Annotated in this window: 22 protein-coding genes; 16 read left to right on the forward strand and 6 right to left on the reverse strand. The window is 47.8% G+C overall.

Annotated features, from left to right (window positions below; all coding sequences use genetic code 11):
• Positions 1-45: 45 nt before the first annotated feature.
• On the reverse strand, positions 46-966 hold the full coding sequence (locus tag Q366_RS17890; RefSeq protein ID WP_035241758.1) for a manganese-dependent inorganic pyrophosphatase: 921 nt from the start codon (positions 964-966) through the stop codon (positions 46-48).
• 545 nt (positions 967-1,511) lie between these two features.
• On the opposite strand from Q366_RS17890, the gene Q366_RS17895 reads away from it, so the two are divergent.
• The gene (locus tag Q366_RS17895) at positions 1,512-2,171 is read left to right on the forward strand and encodes an L-fuculose-phosphate aldolase (protein ID WP_035241760.1); all 660 of its coding nucleotides are present in this window, start codon (positions 1,512-1,514) and stop codon (positions 2,169-2,171) included.
• Positions 2,172-2,214: 43 nt separating this feature from the next.
• Positions 2,215-3,891, forward strand: coding sequence for a methyl-accepting chemotaxis protein (locus Q366_RS20525; RefSeq protein ID WP_169742993.1), 1,677 nt, complete (start codon positions 2,215-2,217; stop codon positions 3,889-3,891).
• An 86-nt stretch (positions 3,892-3,977) separates the two neighbouring features.
• Here Q366_RS20525 and Q366_RS17905 read toward each other — a convergent pair whose 3' ends face one another.
• The 4 genes from Q366_RS17905 to Q366_RS17910 all read right to left on the reverse strand — a co-directional run bounded on the left by Q366_RS17905 (position 3,978) and on the right by Q366_RS17910 (position 6,847).
• Positions 3,978-4,895, reverse strand: a complete 918-nt coding sequence (locus Q366_RS17905; protein ID WP_245620008.1) for a biotin--[acetyl-CoA-carboxylase] ligase — start codon at positions 4,893-4,895, stop codon at positions 3,978-3,980.
• Between the two features lie 192 nt (positions 4,896-5,087).
• On the reverse strand, positions 5,088-5,237 hold the full coding sequence (locus Q366_RS21420; protein ID WP_169742994.1) for a hypothetical protein: 150 nt from the start codon (positions 5,235-5,237) through the stop codon (positions 5,088-5,090).
• A gap of 37 nt (positions 5,238-5,274) precedes the next feature.
• Entirely contained in the window at positions 5,275-5,427 is a 153-nt protein-coding gene (locus Q366_RS21425) for a hypothetical protein (RefSeq protein WP_156968221.1), read from the reverse strand.
• 202 nt (positions 5,428-5,629) lie between these two features.
• Positions 5,630-6,847 (reverse strand): aminotransferase class I/II-fold pyridoxal phosphate-dependent enzyme, encoded by a 1,218-nt coding sequence (locus Q366_RS17910; protein WP_035241766.1) that lies wholly within the window; start codon positions 6,845-6,847, stop codon positions 5,630-5,632.
• A 216-nt stretch (positions 6,848-7,063) separates the two neighbouring features.
• Between Q366_RS17910 and Q366_RS17915 the strand changes: the two genes are divergently transcribed.
• The 14 genes from Q366_RS17915 to Q366_RS17980 all read left to right on the forward strand — a co-directional run bounded on the left by Q366_RS17915 (position 7,064) and on the right by Q366_RS17980 (position 18,639).
• On the forward strand, positions 7,064-7,717 hold the full coding sequence (locus tag Q366_RS17915) for a class I SAM-dependent methyltransferase (RefSeq protein WP_035241769.1): 654 nt from the start codon (positions 7,064-7,066) through the stop codon (positions 7,715-7,717).
• A 5-nt stretch (positions 7,718-7,722) separates the two neighbouring features.
• A complete protein-coding gene (locus tag Q366_RS17920) occupies positions 7,723-8,778 on the forward strand; it encodes a hypothetical protein (RefSeq protein ID WP_035241773.1) in 1,056 nt (351 codons plus the stop codon).
• On the forward strand, positions 8,775-9,932 hold the full coding sequence (locus tag Q366_RS17925; protein WP_035241776.1) for an ABC transporter permease: 1,158 nt from the start codon (positions 8,775-8,777) through the stop codon (positions 9,930-9,932). The genes Q366_RS17920 and Q366_RS17925 overlap by 4 nt, the downstream gene beginning before the upstream one ends.
• Before the next feature lie 8 nt (positions 9,933-9,940).
• Complete coding sequence (locus tag Q366_RS17930; RefSeq protein WP_051958141.1) at positions 9,941-10,615, forward strand: ABC transporter ATP-binding protein; 675 nt, start codon at positions 9,941-9,943, stop codon at positions 10,613-10,615.
• Positions 10,612-10,848, forward strand: a complete 237-nt coding sequence (locus tag Q366_RS17935; protein WP_035241780.1) for a hypothetical protein — start codon at positions 10,612-10,614, stop codon at positions 10,846-10,848. Before Q366_RS17930 ends, Q366_RS17935 begins: the two co-directional genes overlap by 4 nt.
• Before the next feature lie 129 nt (positions 10,849-10,977).
• On the forward strand, positions 10,978-11,547 hold the full coding sequence (locus tag Q366_RS17940) for a hypothetical protein (RefSeq protein WP_051958142.1): 570 nt from the start codon (positions 10,978-10,980) through the stop codon (positions 11,545-11,547).
• 279 nt (positions 11,548-11,826) lie between these two features.
• Complete coding sequence (locus Q366_RS17945) at positions 11,827-12,606, forward strand: DUF4198 domain-containing protein (protein ID WP_035241783.1); 780 nt, start codon at positions 11,827-11,829, stop codon at positions 12,604-12,606.
• A gap of 68 nt (positions 12,607-12,674) precedes the next feature.
• A complete protein-coding gene (cbiM, locus tag Q366_RS17950) occupies positions 12,675-13,334 on the forward strand; it encodes a cobalt transporter CbiM (RefSeq protein ID WP_035241787.1) in 660 nt (219 codons plus the stop codon).
• Between the two features lie 39 nt (positions 13,335-13,373).
• Positions 13,374-14,006, forward strand: coding sequence for a transthyretin-like family protein (locus Q366_RS17955; RefSeq protein WP_035241790.1), 633 nt, complete (start codon positions 13,374-13,376; stop codon positions 14,004-14,006).
• 12 nt (positions 14,007-14,018) lie between these two features.
• Positions 14,019-14,771 carry a cobalt ECF transporter T component CbiQ gene (gene cbiQ, locus Q366_RS17960; RefSeq protein ID WP_035241793.1) on the forward strand — a complete coding sequence of 251 codons (753 nt, stop codon included), beginning with the start codon at positions 14,019-14,021 and terminating at the stop codon, positions 14,769-14,771.
• Positions 14,772-14,785: 14 nt separating this feature from the next.
• The gene (locus tag Q366_RS17965) at positions 14,786-15,481 is read left to right on the forward strand and encodes an energy-coupling factor ABC transporter ATP-binding protein (protein WP_425388335.1); all 696 of its coding nucleotides are present in this window, start codon (positions 14,786-14,788) and stop codon (positions 15,479-15,481) included.
• A gap of 170 nt (positions 15,482-15,651) precedes the next feature.
• Entirely contained in the window at positions 15,652-16,716 is a 1,065-nt protein-coding gene (locus Q366_RS17970) for a TRAP transporter substrate-binding protein (RefSeq protein ID WP_169742995.1), read from the forward strand.
• A gap of 31 nt (positions 16,717-16,747) precedes the next feature.
• Positions 16,748-17,257, forward strand: coding sequence for a TRAP transporter small permease subunit (locus Q366_RS17975; protein ID WP_169742996.1), 510 nt, complete (start codon positions 16,748-16,750; stop codon positions 17,255-17,257).
• Positions 17,254-18,639 carry a TRAP transporter large permease gene (locus Q366_RS17980; RefSeq protein WP_035241802.1) on the forward strand — a complete coding sequence of 462 codons (1,386 nt, stop codon included), beginning with the start codon at positions 17,254-17,256 and terminating at the stop codon, positions 18,637-18,639. The genes Q366_RS17975 and Q366_RS17980 overlap by 4 nt, the downstream gene beginning before the upstream one ends.
• Before the next feature lie 120 nt (positions 18,640-18,759).
• Here Q366_RS17980 and Q366_RS21825 read toward each other — a convergent pair.
• Positions 18,760-18,942 (reverse strand): hypothetical protein (locus Q366_RS21825; protein ID WP_035241805.1); only part of this gene is annotated, 183 nt, incomplete at its 5' end.

Consider the following 18,942-nt stretch of genomic DNA (forward strand, 5'->3'; position numbering starts at 1 on the left):
AAAAAGGGCCTTTGGCAAAACACCAAAAGCCCTTGAATTACTTAACTAACCGAAAACTTTTTCCAGGAAAGGAATGATCTGTTTTTTACGGCTCATGATGCCGGGCAGCCAGCATTTGCCGTCAACCGGTTTTTCACCAAAAGCTTTTTCAACAACAGATTCGTCATCAGAAGCAACCAGAAGCTCAGTGCCTTCCTTCATGATGTCGGTGAGCATCAAAAGTACAGTGTGATGGCCTTTTTCTGCTTTCATATCACGGATATCTTTTTCAAGATCAGCCTTGATGCCGTCAACGATGGACAGGTCAACCAGTTCGAGCTGGCCGCAGCCAATGCCGGAACCACCCATCTTGAAATCTTTGTAGTCGCGCAGAACCAGTTCACGAACCGGGGTGCCGTCAACAGCAGATTTTACCTTGAACATTTCAATGCCCAGGGCGTCAAGGTCGGATTCGCCGCAGATTTCAGACAGTTTTGCGCAAACTTCTTTGTCTTTGTCTGTACAGGTAGCGGACTTAAAGATTACGGTGTCGGACAGAATGGCGCACAGCATGGCACCGGCAACGCCCTTGGGGATCTCGACATTGAAGTAATCGTACATGGAAGCAATTACAGTGCAGGTGCAGCCCACAGGCCAGATCCAGCATTCCAGGGGTTGTCCGGTGGTTACATCACCCAGTTTGTGATGGTCTACAATACCCAGAATATTGGCATCCGCAAGGTCGTCAGGGCTCTGGGCCAGGTCGGAATGATCCACCAGGTAAACATCTTTGCCTGCATAGCTGGTGACAACTTCAGGGGCAGCCAGGCCGAATTTGTCCAGGACAAATTTGGATTCGGGATTCAGGTTGCCCTGCATAGCCGGTGCGATGTCTTCACCAAGGCTTTTTTTCAGATCGGCCAGCGCAATGGCTGCAACGACAGAGTCGGTATCCGGATTTTTGTGACCAAATACGAGAGTTGACATAAAACCTCCTAAAAATTAAGTGTTGTTTCAGTTATAATCCTCATGAATGACCCCCACAACCGGCAGCCATCCATATAAGTTCTTTCCTTAAATACCACTTGGTCTTATAGAATTAATCGCACTTAACCTCAAGCAAAATCTGAAAAAAGAAACTGCCATGTCCCAGTTTCTGCATTTAACAGAACTTTTATAAAGGATACACCATGCAGATCCCAACTCCGGCAATTTTCTGATCCCGGACGATTTGTCCGTGGGACTACTGGATTTTGACTGTATCCGTGGGGTGAATTGTTAAGCAGTACCGTGTCGTATATAATTTCTGTACTCAACCGGTAAAATCTGACATATTTAAAGCCTTGGCCGTTAAAAATACATGGGACTATTATTAATTGAATTTGTTGTAAATTTCAGACTTGCGACTTATTAGAATCATTGATGTCAGAGAATCTACCGATATTGGGGCCTCTTTCAATCATGATATGAAGTTCAAACTTAACAACCCGTCCGAAGGGCGATAATCTAGTTCAGATTTTATGGGGGCGTTCATGGAACTGGAAAATGAAAGAAAAGCTGTTGTGCGTTTTGGCCTCAAAATGGTGGAATCAGGCCTGACAACGGGTACCGGTGGGAATCTAAGCATTATTGACAGGAAGTCCGGAACGGTGGCAGTCAGTCCCAGCGGGATCGAATACGCGGTATTACAGCCCCGGGATGTTGTCCTCACCGATATGCAGGGAAATGTCATAGATGGAGAGGCCAGGCCTTCAAGCGAGCTTGGGTTTCACCTATCCCTTTATGGCCAGCGCAAGGATATACAGGCCATTGTCCACACCCACTCGCCATATGCGGTTACCATGGCCTGCCTGGGGTGGGAAATCCCGGCGGTTCATTATCTTGTGGGGTTTGCAGGAAAAAAAGTACCCCTGGCACCCTATGCTACCTTTGGCACGCCGGAATTGGCGCAAATAGTAGCCGAATATATTGGGGATTATAACGCCTTGCTGCTTGCCAATCACGGACTTGTGGCGGTTGGCTCCAGTATGGATACAGCCTTTGCCGCTGCCGAAGAGATCGAATTCGTGGCCCGGATTTATTATCAGACCAAAAGCATCGGAAATCCCGTCATTCTGCCGGATGAAGAGATGAACACCGTGCTTGAGAAGTTCAAGACCTATGGGCAGAAAAAAATGGGGATTGGAAAATAGTTTACTCGAAATTTCAACTAATAAAAAATGGGAGAGAACAAAAGTGGGGAATCTCAATGATCTATCTATAAGGCTGAAACTTTTCTTTGGTTTTGGGATTGTCTGTATTTTTTTCGTCATTGTGGGCATTGTGACCATTCGTTTTAACAATAAAACCATTCATGAGCTGGAAGGGGTAAAAAATAAGACATTGCCGTATGCCCTTAATTTTATTGAAATTAAACGGGATATAGAGCAGATCCAGCAATGGCTTACGGACATATCTGCCACAAGAGCTGCAGCAGGGTATGATGACGGGTATAAGGAAGCTGAAATTTATTATAAAGATGCTGTTAAAAGAATTGAGTCCGCCATTGTCGAGCATGACAAATATGGCGAAGCTGAGATGGTCGCACAGCTTAAAGATATGAAAAATAGCTTGGATGATTATTATGACATGGGCAAAAAAATGGCCCAGGCTTATATTGCCGCCGGCCCGGAAAAAGGCAATCCAATGATGGAGGAGTTTGATCCATTTGCCGAGAAGCTGGCCGGTATCATAGACAAGATTGTTGAAGCACATAAAGAAGCGCTGTTAACTTCTTTTAAGGAAATTGGGGCGCACACTGCTTCAAAAACAAAATTAATCGCCTCCGGGCTTATTTCGGTTTTAATTTTTTCGGCGCTTATTGCTTACGGCATCAGCCACTCCGTAGCCGCCGCCCTTGGCAAAGCCGTAAAGTTTGCCGGCTATGTTGCTGAGGGCAATTTTGACCAAACGCTTGTAATTAAGCAAAATGATGAGATCGGGGCCCTGTCAAATGCCCTTAACAAGATGTGTGAAAATCTAAAAAAACTGATTACGGATATGAAAGACGGCTCTTTAACCCTTAGTACGTCCTCCAATAAAATTGAAAATCTTTCAGTGAATATAACCCAAAGCTCCCGGGATACGGTTGAAAAAGCAGGTACGGTTTCCGCAGCAGCAGAGAAAATGAGTCGTAATATGAGCAGTGTTGCCTCGGCAACCGAACAGGCTGCTGCCAGTATCCAGACAGTTGTGTCTGCGACAGAAGAGATGTCAGTCACCATTAGTGCAATCGCTGCCAATGTTTCCAAGGGAAGCGAAACAACCAGTCAGGCGGTAGAAAAAGCCAGTCAGGTCTCGGTTAAAGTCGATGAATTGGGAAGTGCAGCTTCCCAGATTTCCAAAGTAACCGAAACCATTAAGGATATTTCCGAACAGACCAATCTTCTTGCACTGAATGCAACCATTGAAGCGGCCCGGGCAGGAGAGGCAGGAAAAGGGTTTGCTGTTGTTGCAGGGGAAATAAAAGCCCTTGCCCAGCAGACGGCTGATGCCACCAATGAAATTAATGAACGGATCAAAGGGGTCCAATCCAGCACGGAAGAGTCAGTGACTGCGATCCATGAAATTGTCAGCGTAATCAATGAGATCAACGAGATTGTGGCAACCGTTGCTGCCGCCATTGAAGAACAGTCTGCCACGACCCATGAGATTTCAAATAATATTGCCCAGGCAGGGCAGGGCGTCCAGGAAGTCAATGAGAATGTCCGCCAGATTTCTGCCGGGACCGATGAAATTTCCCAGGATATTATCCATGTAAACCAGGCTGCCGAGGATGCCAGCCAGGACAGCAACACCATACTGGAGGAAGTGAAAGACCTGGTCAAGGTGACTGAAAAACTGACTGCGGCTGTTCATCAGTTTAAAATCTAAGCTTGCCGGGCCCCCCCAATGTTTTCAGTATAAGCTTTGTTTTACAGAAACATCCATGGATTTTACATTTATCTCAATGGGGTATCTCAGGAATGAAAACAATCGCCATAAATAATTTTCCGGGTGATGCCGTCCACGCCTTTGACAATGAGTGCACCGGTGTCATCCACATCCAGGGCCTTGCCCTCATACACCCGGTCATGGGTCTGAACCCGGACTTCGGTGCCGATGGTGGCGGTCCGTTCCTTCCACTGGCTGATGATCCGGGCCGGATCAATGGCCGTAATCCGGGATTCAAACAGATCCAGGAACCGGGCCAGGACCTGTTTTCTGGAGACAGGTTTTCCCAGGGCTGTTTTCAGGGAAATAGCCTGGTATTGATCTGATTCCGGTTCATTGTTTACATTAAGGCCAATGCCCAGAAACAAAAGATCCACCATATCAGCCCGGGTTTCCATTTCCGACAGCATCCCGGACAGCTTGCGGCCCTTGAGAAGCAGGTCGTTGGGCCATTTGACACGGACATCCAGGTCAAATAAACCGGCCAGCACTTCGGACATGCAGGCAGACGCGGCAAAATTCACGGTCCAGGCCAGGGGGGGCGGCAAATCCGGTTTAAGGATCAGGGTAAACCAGAGCCCGCCCCGGGCAGCGTCCCACGGCCTGTTCAGCCGGCCCCTGGAGGCTGTCTGGACTTCGGCAATGACGCAGCTGGCATGCCGGACCCCTTGCCGGGCCATTCTTCGGGCCTGGTCCATGGTAGAATCAAGTTCCGGAAAATAGAAAATTTTGTCCTGAATGTGCTTTGGGAAACAAAACGGGTAGAGCAGGTTGCCGGCATCCTGAAGCGCATACCCCGTTGGCAGGGCCTTAATATCCACGCCAGCCTGTTTCAAGGCTTTAATGTGCTTCCAGACCGCCACCCGGGAAATCTCGGCAGCTTCACTGATTTTGACCCCGGAAACAGGTTCACCATCTGACTGGTACAAAACCTTAAGAATCATTTGCCTTTTATCCGGCAATGTTTGGTTAACTCTCATAATCAGAAGTGGTTAACAAAAAAATCAGACCTGCGTCAAGCCAAATTTTCCCATGCATTGTCGTGCCAAAGACCCACTTTTTATTCAAACTTTATAGATTCGTCAATCATAATCACAAATCAAGGTTTTAGCCCATCTTCCTTTTCCCCCTTTCCTCTATTTTCTGCCGATGCACATATCCATGGATTCACCCATGGAAAAGGGTATGGGTTTAACTTTTACTGTTTTGAACCCGGCCTGGAGCATGGCATCGGGGATGGCATCCCGGTCAAGGGATAAATTCCGGGAAGCCAGTCCCGTGGGCAACCAGCTGAGCACCATCTCCGCCGGTTTTGTGCCTTCGTCAGTGAGACCGTCGTAAAGTCCTGCCCGGGCCGGAACTGTTCACGGCATATCCATGAAAGGCACGTTGGCTTTCCGGTTCCGCCGGTTCCGATTCCGGGGGACACAGGTATTCGCAGGCCTGGGCATTCTTGGACTGTTCCTGGCCTGGCACCAGGCCTCCTGCGCCTTTTGACGGGGACGGACTCAATGTCATAAAGTTAAGAAACTTTTCAGATTAAAACCACGAAGTTCACGAAGAACACGAAGTTTAGTTCTCTAATATCTTCTATCTTCGTGAACTTCGTGTTCTTCGTGGTAAAATAAAATCTGAATGCTTAAGTTTATGGCATTGGGGGACGGACTGGGAAAAAAGATTATTCTTGGCGATACGTACTGAGGAAATCACCTATTTCCTGAATTGCGCCTGACAGGACCTTTGATTCTGGTAACATGACTATTCTAAAATGATCTGGTTCCGGCCAGTCAAATCCACTTCCCGCAACAAGCAGAATATGCTTGCTTTCCAGTAAATCCAGTACAAATTTTTTGTCACTTGTAATATTAAATTTTCGGGTATCAATTTTTGGGAAAAGATAAAACGCTGCCGAGTTTTTAACGTATGTGATTCCCTCAATTTGATCTAACGCTTTGATTGTCGCCTCTCTTTGTTCATAAATTCTTCCTCCAGGAGCAATCAACGCTTTTGTGCTTTCCTCATCCTCCAATGCCGCCGGAATCACAAGTTGTGTTAATGCATTGCCACACAAACGCATGGCAGCCAGTTTCGTCATAGACGCGATTAAACCCCCAATTTGCCGGCGCGGCCCGCTGATTGCGAGCCAGCCACAACGAAACCCGCATACGATGTGCGACTTAGATAACCCATTGAAGGTGAAGACCGGCAGATCAGGCGCAAGTGCCGCTGTAGAAACATGTTCCAATTCATCCATCACCAGTCGGTCATAAATTTCGTCCGAACACATAATCAACTTGTGTTCCCTTGCAATTTGAACGATCTGCTCTATCACGTCTTTCGAATATAACGAACCCGTCGGATTATTGGGGTTAATAATAAGTATGGCACGTGTTTTCGGTGTGATCTTCCTGCGAATATCGGCCACATCAGGATACCATTCAGACGCCTCATCACAGCGATAAAGCACTGGCGTCGCGCCTGCAATATACGCCATATTCGTCCAAAGTGAATAACTTGGAGATGGAATAAGCATCTCATCACCGGGATTTAAAAACGTGGTCATCGCCATATTGACAACTTCACTGACGCCATTTCCAATGAATACATCATCCATGGTAAGGTCCAAAATGCCTTTACCAACGTGATAGTCACATATGGCTTTTCTGGCATCTGGCATACCTTTTAAGTCACAATATCCCACGGCCTTATCCACATTACTGATTAAGGCCGTGCGCACACTATCAGGCATAGTAAACCCAAATGTAGCTGGATTTCCTGTATTGAGTCTTAATACATCAATGCCGGCAGAAACCATTTGCATGGCTTTTTCAAAAACAGGGCCGCGTATGTCTGAATGGACATTTTCCATTCTATCTGAAGATGGTACGGGATTCATTATTAAATGCCTCTTTATATTTTTTTGTTATGTTCTTCCACGTCTTAAAACTGGATCATCGCGTATAAACTATGTATAGTAATTATAAAGGCCTACACAACACTTCAGTACTTAAACCAGACAGTGGCGGTCGGCATTAACGTCATGGCTGCAGCCGGATGTGTAGCACCGGATTTGGAAACTACCAGAATTATTTCATGAAAGGAATGGATTAAAATGTCATTTGACTCAGTTCCAACTCGTGGCAGAACTCTTGATTATGCAGCCGGGGTATATGATATCCTGGAACCCTGGGTCATGTTCGGGCAACAGTCAAAAATTAATGTCGACGTAATTGATGCACTAAATCTTCAAAAAGACCACCGGGTCCTTGATGTCGGATGCGGGACCGGGGTTGTGACAAAAGCCATTGCAGACAGACTCTCAAAAGAGGGTCATGGTATGGCCATGGGAATCGACGCGGCGGGTAAAATGATTCTGGGTGCCCGAAAAAAAAGAAGCGCGGATAATTGCCGGTTTCAAACAGCGGCTGCCGAAGATCTGCCCTTTGAAGATGAAAGCTTTGACAGTGCAGTTTCTACGCTTTTTTTTCATCATATTCAGCTGGATCTGAAAGAAATTGCGTTCAGAGAGCTATTTCGTGTTTTAAAACCGGGGGGACGATTGGTGGTCTGTGATATGCACATTCCTGAAACGGTTTTCGGATGGCTTGTGGCACATACGTCCAGATGGATACTGTTTCAACCCCAGATCGGTGAAAATATCCGCGGTGTGCTTCCCGGCGTTATCAAGCAGGCAGGATTTGCCCCGCCTGTGTTAGAAAAAACCTATCTTGGCTATATCAGCCTGTTTACAAGCCTTAAACCGTAAACAGTATGAGATCAGACAGCCAGAAAAAAACCACTGCCCCCATGGCAATAGATTTTCAACTGTTCTCTATGATACAGGAAGAATTGAGAACCGGTTTGATCCTGTTTTGGAAAAAGGCGGCATACATCCTGTCAGACAGTGGGGTGGACCTTGTGATTCCGAAAAGAGATGACATCCGCCTGGAAGATCATTTTTTCTCCCTGCTGTTTTTATATGCCTATCTTAAAGCCGGCATTGATCCGCAAAAGCGGACCCTGTATGTGGCAGCCAATCAGTGTCTGAGAGGAATGGTCACCGGATGTGACAACCTGCTGGACCAGGAGTATAAGGTCACCCTTGAAACCGGACTTCCCAAAGAAGCGACAACATTCAGGTCTGTTCTGGATATTATGGTATCTGACCGGGTTTTAACTCAAATTATGTTTCATGGATTTGAGACGGACATTTTTACACTGGACCAGGTTAAATCTTCGGGGAAAATTTCCCTGGATGCACTGATTAGAAGCGGTGCCCAGGAAGCCGGGGAAGAAAAGGGGATTTATGAAATCCTGCCGGCAGAATCCGTCTTAAATAATATTCACAGCATCAAAACAGGCCTGTTGTTCCAGGCACCATGGGCGCTGCCCGACCAGTTCGAAGACAAACTGGACCCCGGCAATTGTGAGAAAATAAAAAAATCTTTGTTCAGTATTGGACTGGGGTGTCAGATTTTAGATGACCTGGCGGATCTGATTATCGATTTAAAAATGAAGCGCCACAATTACGTGGTCTCTCTTTTTTATGAATCTGAAAAAAAGGCATGTCTGGAATTCATCAAAAAAGTTCGTGAAAATGGAGAAACCATTGATGGCAAACGGCTGATTTCAGCGCTGCAGCAGGCGTATCCGGATTTGTTCCGATCTGCTGCGCATCAGGCGGTAACCTGCATTAAATCGGGGTGCCGGGTGTTGTTCTCCGGCGAGCAAGAATCCATGATCCCATTTTGCGTTTCATTTTTAATTCAACGGATCGGCGTGCAATCCTATTTTGAAACCCATCAGGGAGAGGCACCTTTGAAATGAATTTTTCTCTGTGGTTGAGAACGGCAGTTGCGTTCCTGGTAGTGAACCGGCGAACTACTTTTATCTTATGCTTTTTAATCAGCGTTGCCATCGGAACCCTGGTCTTCATTATCAGCCTTGCCAACGGGATATCGGATATTATGATCACCAATTCGACCGGTATGTATTCAGGCCAGATTTCCGGCGGCAACCTGCCTTCACGCATCAGTCCGGAGGACTTGAAAAAGCCTTTTGTCACTGCTGTTCTGCAGCGGTTCAGGCTCCCTGCAACGCTTATCCGCCAAGACAGGGAAAGGCCTTTGGATCTTGTGGCCATTTATCCGGATCAGGAAAAAGCCCACAGTTTTTTTTACAAAAAGGTCATAGCCGGCAGATTCCTTCTGAAAGGACAGAAAGAGATTTTATTAAACCTTGAAACTGCTGAAAGGATTGGTTCACAGCCGGGTGATACGATTATTGGACAGATTGGTGATCATCAATATGAATTGAAAGTAGCCGGCATTTTTCAGACCGGGGTTGACAGCCTGGACCGGGCCCTGGCCTTTTGCCCGGTATTTGAAGGCCTTATCCTGCCGGAAACATGGCAGGCAGCTATTTTTCTTAAAGCCGGAACCGATCTTTCATCTGCCATGCGGGAATTTTCCAGGTCCGGTTTAAAGATGGACGGATTGAAACCCTGGACTCAATCCATGCCGGATTTGACACAGCTTCTGGAACTCAACGACATCTGTGTTAATATCCTGGTGTTCATCGTCCTTGGTGTGGTGTCGCTTGGATGCGCCGGTTCATTTGCAATTTTTGTTGTCAGCCGCATCAAGGAGTACGGTGTGTTGCGTGCAATGGGCGTGACAGGACTGGAAACCGGGATATTGATCTGTCTGCAGGTGGTTTTAATGAATGTGATCGCCTCGGCAGTCGGTGTGCTGGCCGGAATGCTGGCAGTATGGAGCGTTGGCAGGGCCGGCATTGACCTGTCCGTATGGACGTCTCACAATAGATACTTTGCGGCGACGGCATTGATATTTCCCAGATTGAGTATCGGCGCCGCAGGTATCCCGCCTGCCGTATTGCTAGGATTTTGTTTTATCGCCGCTGCCTGGCCGGTTTGGCTTGTTGCAAGCCAAAAAACCTGCGATATTATATCAAAGGGGTAGAATCAGACATGATTCAGTTGAAAAACCTTTCTAAAATCTACGCCAGGGGCAAAGCCGCCGTCACCGTTTTGTCTGATGTATCGTTCAGCGTTAAAAATGGGAACCTGGCACTGATTTTAGGCAAATCAGGCTCGGGCAAAACAACTTTGCTGAATTGTATCGGCGGACTGGATCTGCCGCAAAAGGGAAGCGTGAACTGCTTTGGAATAAGGGTGGATAAACTTTCAGGCAGAAAACGGAACAACTTCCGCCGCAAGCAGCTGGGTTTTGTTTTTCAATCCGGAAATTTAATAACCAGTCTGAGTGCCCGGCGTAATATTGAATTTCCGCTGATATTGAACAAATATGCCAGCGCACAGATTCAAGACAGGGTGGCCTTTTTGCTGAACCGGCTTGATCTTGAAGATGTTGCAGATGCAATGCCGTCTTCTCTGTCCCGGGGCCAGGCGCAACGGGTTGCTTTTGCCCGGGGGGTTGCCCATGGCCCGGGGCTGCTTCTGGCAGACGAGCCCACGGCCAGTCTGGATACCCGTACCGGGCTCGAACTGATCCGCCTGATGCATGCGCTTTCAAAAGAGGAAAAAATAACAATGATTGTGGCGACCCATGACAAGGAAATCATTCCGTTTGCCGATTTGATCCTGCATCTTTCGGACGGGCGGATAAAAGGAGAAAACGAATGAAAGCAAAAATTCGTAAACTGTTATTAACCGGATTACTCCTTTTTGTTGCAGGATGCGGTCATTGGGCCTATCTGGGCGTCCATGGCCCTTCCATCCGGCAGAAATGGGATGTCCATGCCAATGTCGGGCAGACCGATGCGCAATGTCTTGAATGCCATCATCCAGACAATGCAAAAGGGCCGGCCACTCCGCATCCGGAGTTTACCGGCTGTTTGAAATGTCATAACGATTAATGAAAATTTCAAAATTGTATCAAAAACCGGACGTACACCCTCTGGTTTGAAAACCGCTTGTTACCATAAATGATAAACTTGTGATGCAGCCAGGAAACGGCCCGCATCAAGAAAGGCATCTGGAATTTTATGAAACCACAACAACAGTATTCACCTCGTTTCTGGATTATTTTTATCCTGGCCCTGGCAATGGTTTCCGGTCTGGGGTTTTTCTATCTTTTGTTTCAACCTGCGAAGGTCTCTTCCCCGGCAGTCCATAATTCTTTAAAGGACGTTGCCGAGTTTTTCGGAGGAACCGGCTTTTATGTTCTAATCGTCATATACATTCGCAGCCTTTTAAAAATTGTCTTGGGCAAAGGCCCTCTCCTGCATCGATTCATACCGGATGACAATTATGACCGTTCCATTTCTATCGCAAAAAAAGTCCTGGGTTTCCTCAACCGGACACACAGATATGTCGGTGCCGCAGCAATTATCATTATTGCGGCCCATGCGCTGATGATGGGCGTCCGGATGTGGAATCCGTTTCTCATTATGGTCTTGATACTTCTGGCCTGGCAGGGGATTTTCGGACTTTTTCTGATTCTCAAGTTTACCCCGGCACTTTTGAAACGTTACGGTTATCTGGTCCATGCCCAGCTTTTTTCCGGCGTAATGATTGCAATTTTTGCCGGATTCGGCCATCTGCTGGTCCAATAGGAGCTATAGGTGATCTTGTGAATTCAAAAGTCGGCTGATCTTTCCAGGGAATTATTTTAGGATAAATTTTTGCATTGGAAAAATAGAGGACTATTTCCCATTGATTCAATCGTTTTTTTAATATAGAAGAAGAAAAATCCTAATGCAGGCATGAAGCTTGTGGTTCACATTAAAGTTCATTATTTTTTTCGGACCCGGCCAAGAAGGTTGAGAATTTAAGCTGGCAATGCTGTTTTGCGTATTTTTTAATACTTCTAAGGATTCACAGGAGAAAAAACGATGAAAAAATCAATGATTGCATCAGGGCTCATGTTTCTTGTTCTTATGTTTACTGCCGTAAGTGTCCAGGCACATTACGGAATGCTCATCCCTTCGGACAACATGGTTATGCAGGATGACGACCGCACCGTTCATATTACGGCCTCTTTTTCCCACCCCTTTGAGGGAATCGGGATGGAACTTGTCAAACCCAAAGTATTTGCCGTGCGCGCAAACGGCGAGGCGCAGAATCTTTTAGACACGTTGAAACAGGCAAAGGTTATGGATCACACGGCCTGGAAAACAGATTACAAAATCAAAAAACCAGGCGTTTACATGTTTTACATGGAGCCTGTACCCTATTGGGAACCTGCCGAAGACTGCTTTATCATTCATTACACCAAAACCGTGGTTACCGCTTTTGGTGATGACGAAGGATGGGACGAAGAGATCGGGCTGAAAACAGAAATCGTACCCTTGTCCAAACCGTTTGGACAGTATGCCGGCAACGTGTTCCAGGGTATCGTAAAACTGGACGGCAAAGCAGTGCCTTATGCAGAAGTTGAAGTGGAATATTACAACGAGGACGGTAAATCCGAAGCGCCCACTGATTATATGGTGACCCAGACCATCAAGGCTGATGCAAACGGTGTATTTACCTATGCTGCACCCAAGGCCGGCTGGTGGGGTTTTGCTGCGCTTAATGAAGCTGATTTTACCCTTAAAGCTGATGGACAGGAAAAAGGTGTTGAGTTGGGTGCGGTGATCTGGGTAAAATTCGAAGACTGGAAAACAAAATAGAAAATACCAGCCGGGATGATTGACAGATGATTGTCATCAGCTCGGCTGGATAGCGATAAGAAGGTATTATGCATATTTCTGAAGGTGTCCTTTCCGCGCCGGTTTTAGGGGCCGGGATGGTGCTGGCTGTGGCTGGCACTGCCGTGGGCTTGAAAAAACTTAAAGAAGATAAAATTCCCCAGGCCGCTATTTTGTCGGCCGCTTTTTTTGTGGCGTCCCTGATCCATGTGCCCATCGGGCCTTCCAGCGCCCATCTGATTCTCAACGGAATTCTTGGGCTGATGCTTGGCTGGGTCGCCTTTCCCTCTATCTTGATTGCACTTCTGCTCCAGGGTGTACTGTTCCAGTTCGGCGGAATCACCACCTTAGGGGTTAACACGGTGATCATGGCCACGCCTGCTGTGGTCTGTTATTACCTGTTTGCAGGGTTTGTACATAAACCCGGCCCGGTATCCTATGCCGCCTCCTTTGCCTGCGGATTTTTAAGCGTTTTTTTCAGCAGCCTGCTTGTGGGGGCCGCCCTGATGTTTACCCAGGAAAGCTTTCTATCGGTGGCCTGGGTCGTTGTTCTTGCCCATCTTCCGGTTATGATCATCGAGGGGCTTGTGGCGGTTTTCTGTGTCAGTTTTCTTAAAAAGGTGCAGCCCGAACTTTTGCCCCAATGGTCTGGGGCACAACCGCAGGCCGCATTGGACGGCAGAACAAAAATGGCGGAAAAACAAGTATAATATCCAGATTACGAATGTTTTTATATATGGTGAACAATAATGATGGATCGAAAATATGTTATACAACTGTCCTGTCTGATGCTCTTTTTCATTCTTTCAGGCGGAAATGCCCTGGCGCATAAAGTTACGGTATTTGCCTGGGTGGAAGGCGATACCGTTCTAGGGGAAACTAAATTCAGCGGAGGCAAAAAGGCCCAGAACGCGGAGATTATTGTCTGGGACTTAAATGGAAAGGAACTTTTACGCACACAGACCAATGAAAAGGGAGAATTTTCATTTCCGGTTCCTGGAAAAACAGCCATGCGCATTGAACTCATTGCCGGAATGGGACACAAGGCCGAATGGACCATTCCCCTTGAAGATTTGGGAGAAACCATTGCAGCCCCAAGCGCCCGGGATGAAGGAACAACACCCGCGCCTGAAGCTGCGGCAACGCCGGATTCCGGGCAGGCAGTACAGGCAGCCGCCTCCATTGATCCGGCCCGGTTAGAATCCATTGTTGAAAGGGCCGTGACAAAGGCGTTAAATAAAAAAATCACACCGTTGACAAAAATGGTGGCGGATTTGGAACAGAAAGGCCCGTCCATGAATGAAATTCTTGGGGGCATCGGATACATATTCGGCCTGATGGGCGTGGCCATGTATTTTTCATCCCGCAAGAAGAAATCATGATAAAAACATTCCATGATTGAAGAGATTTTTGCTTGCGGCCATTCATTTATCCACAAAACGGATCCCAGGTGCAGGGTGGCCGCAGCCACCCTGCTGTGTTTTGTCATCGCCCTTGGCCGGAAAATGCCCATGCTCTGGGCAGGCCTGGGACTTTCACTGATTCTGGTGCTCTGGGCCCGCCTGAACCTTGCCGAGGTATTCAAGCGCCTGGTGTTCATCTGGGGATTTCTGGTATTTTTCTGGGTTATTCTGCCCCTGACCTATGACGGGGATGTGGTTTACAGAATAGGAAAACTTGGGATCACCCGGCAGGGCATTGACCTGTGTACGGCAATCAGCATTAAATCCAATGCCATCCTGCTGGTGTCCATGGCCCTGATCACCACCATGGATTTGGGCACCCTGGGCTATACTTTGAATTTTTTCAAACTTCCTGGAAAGTTTGTGCATCTGTTATTGTTAACCTACCGGTATATTTTTGTTATCGAACAGGAGTACCGGCGCCTGGTCCGTGCCGCAAAACTGCGCAGTTTTCGCCCCCGGACCAATATGCACACCTACCGGACCTATGCCTATCTTTGCGGCATGCTGTTTGTCCGGGCATCGGCCAGGGCCCAAAGGGTTTACAATGCCATGAAATGCAGGGGGTTTTCAGGCAGATTTATCTGTCTGCATGAATTTGCCCTTTCCCCTGCAGACATAATCTGGGCGCTGGCGGCCCTGGCAGCGGCCGCTTGCCTGGTTTTTATGGAGATATTCCTGTGACAACTCCCCCTGCCATCCTGCGCCTTGAAAACATCAGTTTCAGCTACCCGGGCCAGGGCCGGGTGTTAAACAATCTGAATCTTGAAATCCGCAAAGGGGACCGCATCGGTTTAGTGGGGCCCAACGGCAGCGGGAAAACCACCCTGTTTCATATCATCATGGGCCTGCTTACCCCGTCTTCCGGTACCATTGAATTTTTTGGAAAACCTGCTAAAACCCAAAAAGATTTCAGACAAGTTTATAAAAAAGTGGGCCTGCTGTTCCAGGATGCCGATGACCAGCTGTTCAGCCCCACGGTTCTCGAAGATGTGGCCTTTGGGCCGCTTAACCTTGGCAAATCAAAACCCGAAGCCAGGGAGATTGCAAGAAACACCCTGGAACGGCTTGGCATTGCCCACTTTGAAAACAGGGTCACCCATAAACTGTCCGGCGGGGAAAAGCGCCTGGTGGCCCTGGCCACGGTGCTTTCCATGGAGCCGGAACTGCTGCTTCTGGACGAACCCAGCACAGGCCTTGATGAAAAAACAAAAGCCATTCTGGTTGGGGTATTGAACCGCCTTGAACTTTCCTATATCCTTATTTCCCATGAAAGTGATTTTATGTCACAGATTGCCAATGCCATGTTTATGATGGAAAACGGGCAGTTGCAAAAAGATGTCCATATCCACCAGTATATTCATAAACATCCCAACCCCGGGCAGCGCCATTGATTCGTTCGTATTCACCGTCATAGAGTGTGTTCATCCATCGTTGCCACAATATTGCAGAACAAAAAAATGAAAATTATTGCATGAATGGTCATGCCAGACTATAACTTTGCGGATATCATTAAATGAAGGGAGCAAAAAGAGATCTTCACATAAAAGAGAAGGAAAAAGTTTTGAACAGAATTATTCGTTTTTTTGCGATTGTATCATTAACATGTTGTCTGGCCTTTGGGATAACCACCCAGGTCTTTGCCAAAAAAGTTTTACTGAAAGTGCCATGTTCGGTGCCGTTCGGTGTTCCCATTCTGGGTCACGATATTGTCGGAACCATTGCCGACACCATTAACAAGGCATCAAACGGCACACTGAAAGTCAGACTCTACGATCCCGGCAAACTGGTACCGTCCCTGGAAGTGCTTGATGCGGTCAGTTCGGGAAAAACCAATGCCGGGTATACTGCGGCGTTCTACTATGCAGGCAAGAACCCGGCCAGTGTTCTTTTCAGTTCTTTTCCCTTTGGACCGGATCCCGAAGAGTATATTGCCTGGTATTATTACGGCAACGGCTTAAAACTTTACCAGGAGATGTACGACTATTACGGATATAACGTCAAGGTGTTTCCGGCAGGCATTATCAGTGCCGAGACCTCGGGCTGGTTTACCAAACCCATTGAAAAGGTTGAAGACCTTAAAGGCATTAAAATGCGTATCTCCGGCCTTGGGGGTAAGGTGTTAACCAAACTTGGGGTGTCTGTCACCATGCTGCCCGTAGGTGAAATTTTCCAGGCCCTGGAAAAAGGGCTGATTGACGCAACGGAATTTTCCATGCCCGTGTGTGATGCGCCTTTAGGTTTTTATAAAGTGGCCAAATACAATTATTACCCGGGCTGGCATCAGCCCTCCACAGTCCAGGAACTTTTAATCAACAAAGACACCTGGAATTCTCTGGATGAATCCCAGCAGACCCTGATCGAAACCGCATGTATGGCTGCTACCCTGAAATCCATGGCACTGAGCAATGGCATGCAGGGCAAGGTGATTAAGGAAAACGTGGAAAAACATGGGGTTAAAAATCTGTACTGGTCCGACGAGATGCTGGCAGCCTTTGAAGGCTCCTGGAAAGAGGTCGTTAAAGAAGAGATCGCCAAAGACCCCATGTTCAAGAAAACCTGGGAAGACCTGGAACAGTTCAGGGCCGAATATAAGAAATGGGCTGATGTGGGATTTCTGCCCCGGTAACATCAGCAACCCCTGTAAAACGTAACATATTGTGAATACCTTTATTAATATAATTGAAAAAAACATTATCCGCATCGGTAGAACCGTATCCTGGCTCCATGTCCTGCTGATCCTGGTTATTCTGATCCAGGTGGTGCTGCGCTATCTGTTTGCCTTCAGCTGGGTGGCGTTGGAGGAACTGCAGTGGCATCTGTATGCCGTGGGGATCATGACTGGTTTGTCCTATGCACTGACCTGTGATACCCATGTGCGCCTGGATCTGTTCCATGGCAGATTTCGTAAAAAGACCCGGGCCTGGATTGATATCATCGGCCTGACCGTGCTGGTGCTGCCCTGGTGCTATGTGATTATATGGCACGGCTTTGATTTTGTGGCAGCCTCCTGGCGGGTCAGGGAAGCATCTGCCTCTCCCACAGGACTTGGCTGCTACTATATTATAAAATCTGTGATTCCCCTAAGTTTTAGTTTACTGACCCTGGCTGCCCTGGCCCGTATTTTAAAACATATTCTGGTGATTTCCGGAAAAGATGGTGCCTCATGACCCATGAAGACATCCTGGTCATTGCCATGATGACCACCTTTATCGGGCTGCTGTTCACGGGCTTCCCGATTGCACTGATTCTAGGCGGGGTATCCATTCTTTTTGCCGGCATCGGCTATGTCTCGGACCTTTATTTTGATACCATGACAGGCCTGGATTTCATGTCCATCGGCATGGAGGTCAACCGGATTTTTGCCATCATGGATAACTGGATCATGGTGGCTTTGCCCATGTTCATCTTCATGGGCCTGATGCTGGACCGGTCCGGCATTGCCGAAAATATGATGCAAAGTATCCAGGTCCTTTTCGGCCGGGTCAGGGGCGGGCTTGCCATTACGGTGACGCTCATCGGCATTATCCTGGCTGCCAGCACCGGGATCATCGGGGCATCGGTGGTCCTTTTAGGACTTTTATCCATGCCTGTAATGCTCAACCAGGGATATTCCAAATCCCTGGCCTGCGGTACCATTTGCGGGGCCGGCACATTAGGTATTCTCATCCCGCCCTCCATCATGCTGGTCATGATGGCCGACAGGCTGGGACTGCCCGTGGGGGATCTGTTCATGGGGGCCCTGTTCCCCGGCCTTGTACTGGCAACCCTTTACATGGTCTATATTCTGGTTCTGGCCTGGCTTTCACCGAAAAAAGCGCCTTTGGCAGCTGATCATCCGGACCTGACCTGGAAACTTTTGGGATCAGCCCTGAAAACCTGTATACCGCCGGTTATCCTGATTTTTTCCGTTCTAGGCTCCATCTCGTTCGGCATGGCCACGCCAACGGAAGCCAGCGGCATCGGGGCCCTGGGCGGCGTGATTCTCACCATTGTCAACGGCCGGTTCAGTTTCAAGGCCTTGAAGGAAGTGGTCCACCAGACTTTCAGTATAACGGCCTATATTTTCGCCATTGTCATCGGCGCCACCTGTTTTGCCCTGGTATTGCGGGAACTGGGCGGAGACGCCCTGGTAGAGGAGACATTGACAAGCCTGCCCTTCGGTCCTTACGGCATTGTCGCCTTTATTCTTGGTATTGTATTCTTTCTGGGATTTTTTCTGGACTGGATTGAAATCACCTTGATCGTCCTGCCCCTGCTGGCACCGGTAATCCCGTCACTGGGCATAGACCTTGGGGTCTGGCCCAACATCGATAACCCCACCCTGATCTGGTTTGCCATCCTGGTGGCCGTGGTGCTCCAGACATCGTTTCTCACGCCGCCCGTGGGATTTGCCATCTTTTATTTAAGGGGGGTCTGCCCGCCCGGGGTGACACTGAAGCATCTATATAAAGGCGTTATCCCCTTTATCATTCTCCAGCTCATCGGCCTTGCCGTCATTGTTATCTGGCCTGAAATCATCCTGTGGCTGCCTTCGGTTGCCTACCAGTAGGTCTGTTGTACCGATCGTGGGATGGCAGGTAGGGTGGTAAAAGCAAAACGTTGCCCACTGTTCTCCATCTTTCCGGGTATGCCCTTGGCGGTGAACCCAGAAGCGAATAACACCGCCATTTTAATTTTCGATAGACTTCATTAACTCCGGGACTGTTTTAGCAGACAGTATTTTTCCCTTCAAAGATTTCAGCAGGTTGATATCCTGAATAGTTTTGATTTTTGTTACAACGGTTTTGCAGTCATCGCAGTCGCCAAACTTAATACTTATTGCCAACTCAATACTTTCCTGGGCCAATTTAAG

The organism is Desulfobacter vibrioformis DSM 8776, from assembly GCF_000745975.1.
In the GTDB taxonomy this organism is placed as follows: Bacteria; Desulfobacterota; Desulfobacteria; order Desulfobacterales; family Desulfobacteraceae; genus Desulfobacter; species Desulfobacter vibrioformis.

Excerpts from the sequence above, each read along its gene's own strand:
- Q366_RS17890 (WP_035241758.1), bottom strand. The coding sequence starts at position 966 with ATGTCAACTCTCGTATTTGGTCACAAAAATCCGGATACCGACTCTGTC.
- Q366_RS17895 (WP_035241760.1), top strand. The coding sequence starts at position 1,512 with ATGGAACTGGAAAATGAAAGAAAAGCTGTTGTGCGTTTTGGCCTCAAA.
- Q366_RS17905 (WP_245620008.1), bottom strand. The coding sequence starts at position 4,895 with ATGATTCTTAAGGTTTTGTACCAGTCAGATGGTGAACCTGTTTCCGGG.
- Q366_RS17910 (WP_035241766.1), bottom strand. The coding sequence starts at position 6,847 with ATGAATCCCGTACCATCTTCAGATAGAATGGAAAATGTCCATTCAGAC.
- Q366_RS17915 (WP_035241769.1), top strand. The coding sequence starts at position 7,064 with ATGTCATTTGACTCAGTTCCAACTCGTGGCAGAACTCTTGATTATGCA.
- Q366_RS17920 (WP_035241773.1), top strand. The coding sequence starts at position 7,723 with ATGAGATCAGACAGCCAGAAAAAAACCACTGCCCCCATGGCAATAGAT.
- Q366_RS17925 (WP_035241776.1), top strand. The coding sequence starts at position 8,775 with ATGAATTTTTCTCTGTGGTTGAGAACGGCAGTTGCGTTCCTGGTAGTG.
- Q366_RS17930 (WP_051958141.1), top strand. The coding sequence starts at position 9,941 with ATGATTCAGTTGAAAAACCTTTCTAAAATCTACGCCAGGGGCAAAGCC.
- Q366_RS17935 (WP_035241780.1), top strand. The coding sequence starts at position 10,612 with ATGAAAGCAAAAATTCGTAAACTGTTATTAACCGGATTACTCCTTTTT.
- Q366_RS17940 (WP_051958142.1), top strand. The coding sequence starts at position 10,978 with ATGAAACCACAACAACAGTATTCACCTCGTTTCTGGATTATTTTTATC.
- Q366_RS17945 (WP_035241783.1), top strand. The coding sequence starts at position 11,827 with ATGAAAAAATCAATGATTGCATCAGGGCTCATGTTTCTTGTTCTTATG.
- cbiM (WP_035241787.1), top strand. The coding sequence starts at position 12,675 with ATGCATATTTCTGAAGGTGTCCTTTCCGCGCCGGTTTTAGGGGCCGGG.
- Q366_RS17955 (WP_035241790.1), top strand. The coding sequence starts at position 13,374 with ATGATGGATCGAAAATATGTTATACAACTGTCCTGTCTGATGCTCTTT.
- cbiQ (WP_035241793.1), top strand. The coding sequence starts at position 14,019 with ATGATTGAAGAGATTTTTGCTTGCGGCCATTCATTTATCCACAAAACG.
- Q366_RS17980 (WP_035241802.1), top strand. The coding sequence starts at position 17,254 with ATGACCCATGAAGACATCCTGGTCATTGCCATGATGACCACCTTTATC.